At 62.7% G+C, this 6,965-nt stretch carries 5 protein-coding genes and 1 pseudogene; 1 reads left to right on the forward strand and 5 read right to left on the reverse strand.

Going from position 1 to position 6,965, the window contains the following annotated elements; all coding sequences use genetic code 11:
* From WAN71_RS11400 to WAN71_RS11420, 5 genes and pseudogenes are all read right to left on the reverse strand, one after another.
* A pseudogene (locus tag WAN71_RS11400) lies at positions 1-573 on the reverse strand (hypothetical protein); the annotation flags it as partial.
* A gap of 202 nt (positions 574-775) precedes the next feature.
* Positions 776-1,543, reverse strand: a complete 768-nt coding sequence (locus WAN71_RS11405; RefSeq protein WP_422225432.1) for an Rv3717 family N-acetylmuramoyl-L-alanine amidase — start codon at positions 1,541-1,543, stop codon at positions 776-778.
* A 216-nt stretch (positions 1,544-1,759) separates the two neighbouring features.
* Positions 1,760-4,303: a protein kinase domain-containing protein gene (locus WAN71_RS11410; protein ID WP_422225429.1), complete on the reverse strand. Its 2,544-nt coding sequence runs from the start codon at positions 4,301-4,303 to the stop codon at positions 1,760-1,762.
* 144 nt (positions 4,304-4,447) lie between these two features.
* Positions 4,448-5,497: a protein phosphatase 2C domain-containing protein gene (locus WAN71_RS11415; protein WP_422225430.1), complete on the reverse strand. Its 1,050-nt coding sequence runs from the start codon at positions 5,495-5,497 to the stop codon at positions 4,448-4,450.
* Positions 5,498-5,562: 65 nt separating this feature from the next.
* The gene (locus tag WAN71_RS11420) at positions 5,563-6,270 is read right to left on the reverse strand and encodes a vWA domain-containing protein (RefSeq protein ID WP_422225431.1); all 708 of its coding nucleotides are present in this window, start codon (positions 6,268-6,270) and stop codon (positions 5,563-5,565) included.
* A gap of 551 nt (positions 6,271-6,821) precedes the next feature.
* Between WAN71_RS11420 and WAN71_RS11425 the strand changes: the two genes are divergently transcribed.
* Positions 6,822-6,965 (forward strand): DUF2510 domain-containing protein (locus tag WAN71_RS11425; RefSeq protein ID WP_422225433.1); only part of this gene is annotated, 144 nt, incomplete at its 3' end.

The following is a 6,965-nucleotide window of genomic DNA, read 5'->3' on the forward strand; positions in this document are numbered from 1 at the left end:
GGGTGAGGGGCCCCATCCGCCTTTGAATCGGGTGTCCGCGATGACCCCGAGCCCCCAACTTTGGCCGCTTTCCACTTGACCCATCAGGTTGAAGATCGACGCATTGCCGCTGTCGCACACCGCCCCAGCGGTGAACCGGGCCTGGTTGGTCAATGACCATATGGTCTGGCCGAAGGCCGTGAACGGGGGCCGCCTTCTCTGCCACTCCACCGTCGTCGGATCGCCATATTGACTCAGGACAGCTTCCATTTTGTGCGCTGCCGGGACGGGATCGCCGAGTCCCGCCCAGATTTTCTCGGCAGCGGCGTTGTCCGACTCGGTGATTGCGGCTCGCATCAAATCGGTGGGCGGGTTTTGTTCGCGCAAGGCGGCTATGGTGAGCGGGACTTTCGAGGTCGACCACGCGGGTCCGCTTGTCCAGTCGCCGAAGACAAGCTGCTGTGGGTTGGCGCCCACCCCGCGGATGACGATACCCATCTTGGCGTTCAGCTTGTTCTCCAACGTGGCGAACTCTGCGGCCAACGATTTGTCAGCGCCGGCGGCAGGCGATTCCGGTGCAGTCGTCGTCGCCACCGGCGCCGGCGCCGGCGCGGCAGCAGTGTGGCGAACCGAGGGGTTGGTCGGCGACGACGGGGATGCAGGAGCTGAACGGTGCTCGGAAGATGCGCAGCTTGTCAGGACGAGACAGGCCGTTACCACGAGTGTCACCACACCTACAACCGACCACCGGATGTTGTTACCGCACGTGTTCATAGGCATTCGCAATCCGAACGTTTCAGGTACCAGGTGCTTTTCCGCTGAGATAGGCGACTATCCCGTCGGTGACTGCTGCGGCATATTTCGCTCGCCCATCCGCGCTCTGCATTTGTGCCGCATCGTCGCCGTTTTTCATGTTCCCGAGCTCGACCAGAACTGCCGGGTATTGGGCCAGATTCAGGCCCGCGAGATCGGCGCGGCCGTACAGACCGTCAGACCCAATGTAGGTGGACGGTTGAAGACCTGATGCGAGCAGGGAATCGCGCATCGCGTGCGCCAGCTGCACGGCAGGGCCGCCCTGGGCGTCGTTCAGCGGTGGACTGGAGTAGTTCACGTGAAATCCCCGGCCGGTCGCCGGTCCCCCGTCGGCGTGAATGCTTACGATCGCGTCCGGATGCATCGCGTTGGCCAATGCGGCGCGTTGATCAACGCAGGGCCCGACTGAATTGTCGTCATCCCGGGACAACTGGGTACGCGCACCCATCTGGTTGAGCGCATCACGGATACGCAGGGTGACGTCCCAGTTAAAGGCGTGTTCGGGGTAGCCATCGTTGGTCGCAGTGCCCGTCGTGTTGCACTGCTTCGTACCGCCCCGCCCGTTTTGGACTTGCCGGGTGATCGAGGAGTCGTACACACCGTTGTGGCCGGGGTCCAGAAAGACCGCCCTTCCGGCGAGGCTGGTGGCCGAGGCTTTGGGTGCGTCGAAAAGTGCCGCCGGGGCGAGGCTCACTATTAGCAGCGCGACGCCCACATGGTTCACGGCTTTCCGCCGCAAAACGGATCGCAGTCTGGCGCACACAGGCGGTGAAGGCGGACCGAGCACCGCAGGATAGTAGCAATCGACCCACATGTTTCGCATCGCGCCGTCAACAGCTGATGGCGCTATGCACGCCCGAGAATTGCGCAAGCCGCTGGGTGTCGCGGACCGGGGCGGTCGCGGTGTTCGAGAGTCGAACCAATGGCCTGTCGTCGAATAACATTGGGATCGTTGGGAATACACCGACTAGTAGAGGTAGACCTTGGCGTTGTTTCCTCCGGTGCACGTTATCCAGGGGTCGTCGCCATTCACGGCGCAGGTCATGATGAAGTTGTCGCCGGAGCATGAGACGGGCATGGGGGCGTTCGCGCTGACCTGCGGGCACGGAATCGTGCCCGCAGCGATGACCTGACGTGAGTCGCGGCTAGGGGAGGGATAGCTGTCCCAATAGGCCACCAGCACATTGTCCGCGAATTGGCAAGAAGTTTCATCGGTTCCGCGCCCGGAGTTGGTTGCCCAACCTGAGCGGCCCGGCAGCTGGTACCCGTTTGGACAGCTCACACCGTGAGTGTCCGGCGTCTCTACCAGAGGGGGACGGACCGATGCGGTCGGAGGAGCCCATGAACTCGTCGTCGGGGTGGAATACGAAGCAGAAGGGGAAGCCGTAGCTGAAGCCGTAGCTTCGCTACCGGATGAGCTTGACGGTGTGGTGTTGTTGTGGCTGGCGAGCGCCACCGCGATCGCAATCACCGCGACAATAGCCACGGCTGCCACGGTGACGGCGGCAAAAATTTTGGCCGAGGAAGCCGGTTGGCTCGGTGGTGGCGCCGGCGGGGCGAACGGCGGCCGGGACTGCAGCGGCGGTGGCGGTGGTGGCGCTGAGGGGCGGCTTGGTGGTCGGGAGTGCACGATCGGTGTCGGTGGTGGAGCAGGTGGGACGCTGACCGGTGTTGGAGTGGGCGTGGCGGTCTTTTTTTGGTGTTGGGCTTGTTCGATGGCGTGGCCCAGCACGTAGGTCCAGGCCTCGGGCAGCGGGCGCTGTTGAGGCGCCTTGCTGAGCGTGTCGGTGATGATTTGCCGCAACAGCCCAGGTGTGGATGAGGGAAGGTGCTGAAGATTTTTGGTGTCGTGGTCACCGGCGACCAGCCGCAGAGCCAACAACCCCAACTTGTAGGCATCGGAATAGATGGTGGCCAATTCCTCACCGGCAGGTGTCTCCCAGCCCGGCGTCTCCATCTGAGGCAGGGCCGACACGCGGTTGATGCGCATCGCGTCACAGTCGATGAAATAGACAGCCTCATGCGGAGTCAACGAGAACAGTAGGTTCTTCGGGGAGATATCCCCCACGCACACACCGTGCTTGTGCAAAAACGCCAACCCCGAGGCGACCTCGCGCAACAACGCATAGCGTTGCGCCTCATCGATAACGATGCCACGTGCCGCCAACACCGAGGAATGATTCAACAAGTGCTGGAACTCCGCGGCCGTGCTGGAGACACCTTTGACCGTGGTCAGCGGGATGAAAAACTCATCAGGAATGGCGGGCATCACGAACCCCGTTGAGGCGCCGCCGTCTTCGACAAGGGCACACGGCCACGCCGCAACCGAGACCAACCGCTCGGCCTGCGCATACGACAGCGAATCCTCCACCAGGGCCGGCATCGCGGCCAGCGCGGTGAAATCGATGCCGGCCAACGTCTGGGGTTTGTACTCCTTGTAAACCATCGACGCCGCGAACTTGGTCTTCACGTTAGGCGCGCGATAAACCACACCCTGCCCGCCCTGGCCGATCTTGGTCAGCACCCCCAGCCTGTCGCGCTCAATCACCTGCCGCGTCTTCACAGACTTACCCCTCTGCTGAGAACGCGGGGTCGCAGCCAGGGTCGAGCCGGCGGGCTGTTGATCGTCATCGCGGTTCGACTCGGCAAGCAACGTCGGAGCAGAGTGCGGGCCGTGCGATCCGGTAGTGGTCAGGGCTTGCTGGGCGGCGGTGGCCAGCTCACGAGCACTCTGATAGCGCTGGTCAGGCTTTTTGGCCATGCCCGCCGCGATCACCTCATCAAACCCAACCGGAACAGCGGAATTGACGCCGCTGGGTTTGGGCGGGGGCAGCGTCAGGTGCCCGCCGATCTGTTGTTCCATACTGTCGCCGGGGAAAGGCTGGGCGCCGGTCAAGCACTCATAGAGCACACACGCCAGCGAATAGACATCGGCGCGGGCATCAGCAGTGCCGGCGGTGAATCGCTCGGGGGCCATATAGGCCCAGGTGCCCACCATCATGCCGGTACTGGTCAGTTTGGTGGCCGTCGCGTCGTGAGCGATACCGAAATCGATCAGATACACAAAATCGTCGCGGGTCACCAACGCATTGGAGGGTTTGATATCGCGGTGCACCAGGCCAACGGCATGCGCAGCGTTGAGCGCAGAAGCCAACTGCGCAATCACATACACGGCCCGCTGCGGACTCATCGGCCCGTCACGCGCCAGCAAACCCTGCACGTCGATCCCGTCGATAATCGGCATCACCAAATACAACTGGCCGTCGACTTCCCCGGTGTCATAAATCGGGATGATGTGGGGCTCAGTCAGCCGGGCAGCGGTGTGGGCCTCACGACGAAATCGCTCCCGATAACCCGGCTCGGCGCTTAACTGGGTAGGCAACACTTTGACCGCCACATCCCGGCCGATCACACTGTCATGGGCCTTAAACACCTTGCCCATGCCGCCCTCGCCGATCACCCCGATCAGCCGGTACCGGCCAAACACCACCTCATCCACCGCGGCCTCCAATTACCCACGCTGGCCAATGCTAGCGAACCGCCCCCTTCCCGGCGGGCGATTCACCAACCTGTCCGGCCGCCATATTCCGAGCCCCCATCGTGCGCGCAGCAACGAATAGCGTTGCGCGTCGTCGATATCGATGCCACGGGCTTGTCATCGCAGACCATCGACAGCACCGGGCTGACGCGGCGGCGCTGGGCTGCGGGGGGAGGCCTGCTTTCGTGGCCACACCGCGACCAAAGTTCGGTCGTCATCGAAGGTTTCGCGGCTGAAGTCCACGGCGTGGGCAAACTCGATTAGCGACGGCACCGACGGCTTGGTCAACACCTCGCGAAACAGGTCGCCCACCCCGCCCTGTCCGGTGCCCAGCGGATCACCGATGCCGTCGGTGGCGATCAACAACACATCGTCGTCTGCGAAATCGACCACCGCACGCGTCACTTCGTTTGGCACGCGGGGCAATCCAACGACTGCTGATGACGCGATCCCGGAGTCCGGCACCGTCTTCCCGGCGAGGATTTCGACGAATTGTCCTGCCGAGAGCAGCCAGGCAACCGAATCACCCACACTCATCAGAGAGGCGCGCAAGGTCCGCGGACCGGTGGGCTCGATGACCGCACACACCAAAGTCGTCGCGAGTTCCTGTTCGGCACGCACTGGGTCGGGCGCGTCCAATCCCAGAAGGGCTTGCGCTCGCTCAATGAGCGCCCACGCGGCACTCTTGATCAGGGCCAACCAATCAATATTGGTGACGTCATCTCCGAGGTTGGAGTGCAGCCAATCGGCACTTTGCCTGGTGGCGACGCTCGCGCCGATATGCGATTGCGGTGCCTCCGAAACACCGTCGGCGACAACGACAATCACGCGTCCATCGGCCAGATGATGCAACGCGAAATCATCCTGACGGGGTGCGCCGTTGTAGCGGTGCAGATGTCCGCGCTGCGACACCCCACGCACGGTCATGGCGTCGGTAGACCACCCATCGATCATCAAATCGGGACGAAAAGGCAACGAGCAATAGCCCGTACCGATCGGTGACGGCTCCACGCTCGGCGACGGTGATCCCACCGTAATTTGCGGGACGACGGTGGCACCGACGACCTCGGCGGCCCCTGACACATCAGAGACCGATGCGCTTGGCCTGACCGTCGGCGGCTCTGCGGCGAGAGCTGTCGACTGGACGGTTGGCCGGTCCACCGGCACGGTGGAGTCCTCGTCGCGGGGTCCCCCGTGTTTTCGCCTCGGCCAGGCCATCATGTACGCCGGGCCTACACGAAGTCGACGGCCAAGGTAAACCCTTCTGGCTTTTCAAATTGCAGTTCAGCCAATCCGGTAGCGATGGCCTGCCCGGAGCTAATCACCGACTGCGTCAGAGAGGTAATGAACTCTGAGATCGCCTCACCCGCGTCCACCCCGCGGGCGGCGACGAAGGCGAAGTGGGGCTTGGTCGCTAGCTCGGCAACGACGGCCGCGTCGGCGTCCCCGATTCCAAAGGCAAGGATGTTGGGTGCTGCAGGTTCGGCGAGCAGATTCGCTCGAACTGAGCGCCAATCCTCGTTTTGGTTCGGCAGACCATCGGTTAAGAAAAACACCGCCGGCCGATGCACCGTGTATCCCTGAGCCTTCAAGCTGGGAATGTCAACCCTGATCCGGTAAGCGAGCTGGTCGAAGGCGGCGGCATACGAGGTGAGGCTCTGGGCGGTCAACACCGGCATCCCCTGAAGCACACGCAAGTCAGCGGGTTCAAGATAGGTAAACGCCGTGTCGGAAAAGCCGATTACCGATAACCGCACCTTTGCGGCGGCGAACGACTCACGTTGCAAAGCGTCGTGCAGCGAGGCTAGGCCATCGTTGAGTTCGCCGATATTGCGCCCCATCGAGCCGGACTCATCGGCGACGAAGTAGACCAGAAGAATCGATCCCTTAGGCTCCACCAGGGGACACCCCCTCTCACACTGACCGGGTCGGACCACCACTGCCTGTAATCCCGGCCGTCAGAGTTTAACTGCCGCGTTCGCAGACCAGCACCTCTTTCGCTGCATTGGCTCAACGGATGAACGCTGTTCACGACCGCGCACCGCTGTGCCATACACCGACTCGAAAACCAACCAATGACGTAACCCATATCAGTGGGTGGTTAAGCCGATTGACAGATACCGCGCCGGCCCTATCGCGGACCAGAGCAGCCTCACGGTGAGGCGTGTGTGGTCAACATGCAACCCTCCAGGCAGATGCCAGGATTTAAGTTCTTGGCTGTGCGAAGCAACCCACCTTCGTCGGAACCGTTGTCCGGCCGTCTAATTCGGCGAAAGGAAGCGACCCGGTGACTGCGCGATCGTCGCCAACTGCAACGCTGAACCGGGGAGCACGGTCAGCGGGCCAGGCCGTAATTCCAACCGATTCAGCCGCACGCCGGGTGAATACCGACGGCACGGAAAGAATAGTGATCGGTAACGCCACTGATGGCTGCCGCCCGCGCTATTCTCCCTTTCGCGGGTGCAGTTCAGTCAACCGGGAGGATCTGCCCATGACGACACCCAACCAGCCCGGCTGGTACGACGACCCCCACGACTCGAACGCACAGCGTTATTGGGACGGTCAGGACTGGACACCGCACCGTCAGCGAAAGCCCGCTTCGCCGACCGCTCGGCCTTCCGTCACGCCCCCGCTG

Source organism: Mycobacterium sp. (genome assembly GCF_049280035.1).
In the GTDB taxonomy this organism is placed as follows: Bacteria; Actinomycetota; Actinomycetes; order Mycobacteriales; family Mycobacteriaceae; genus Mycobacterium.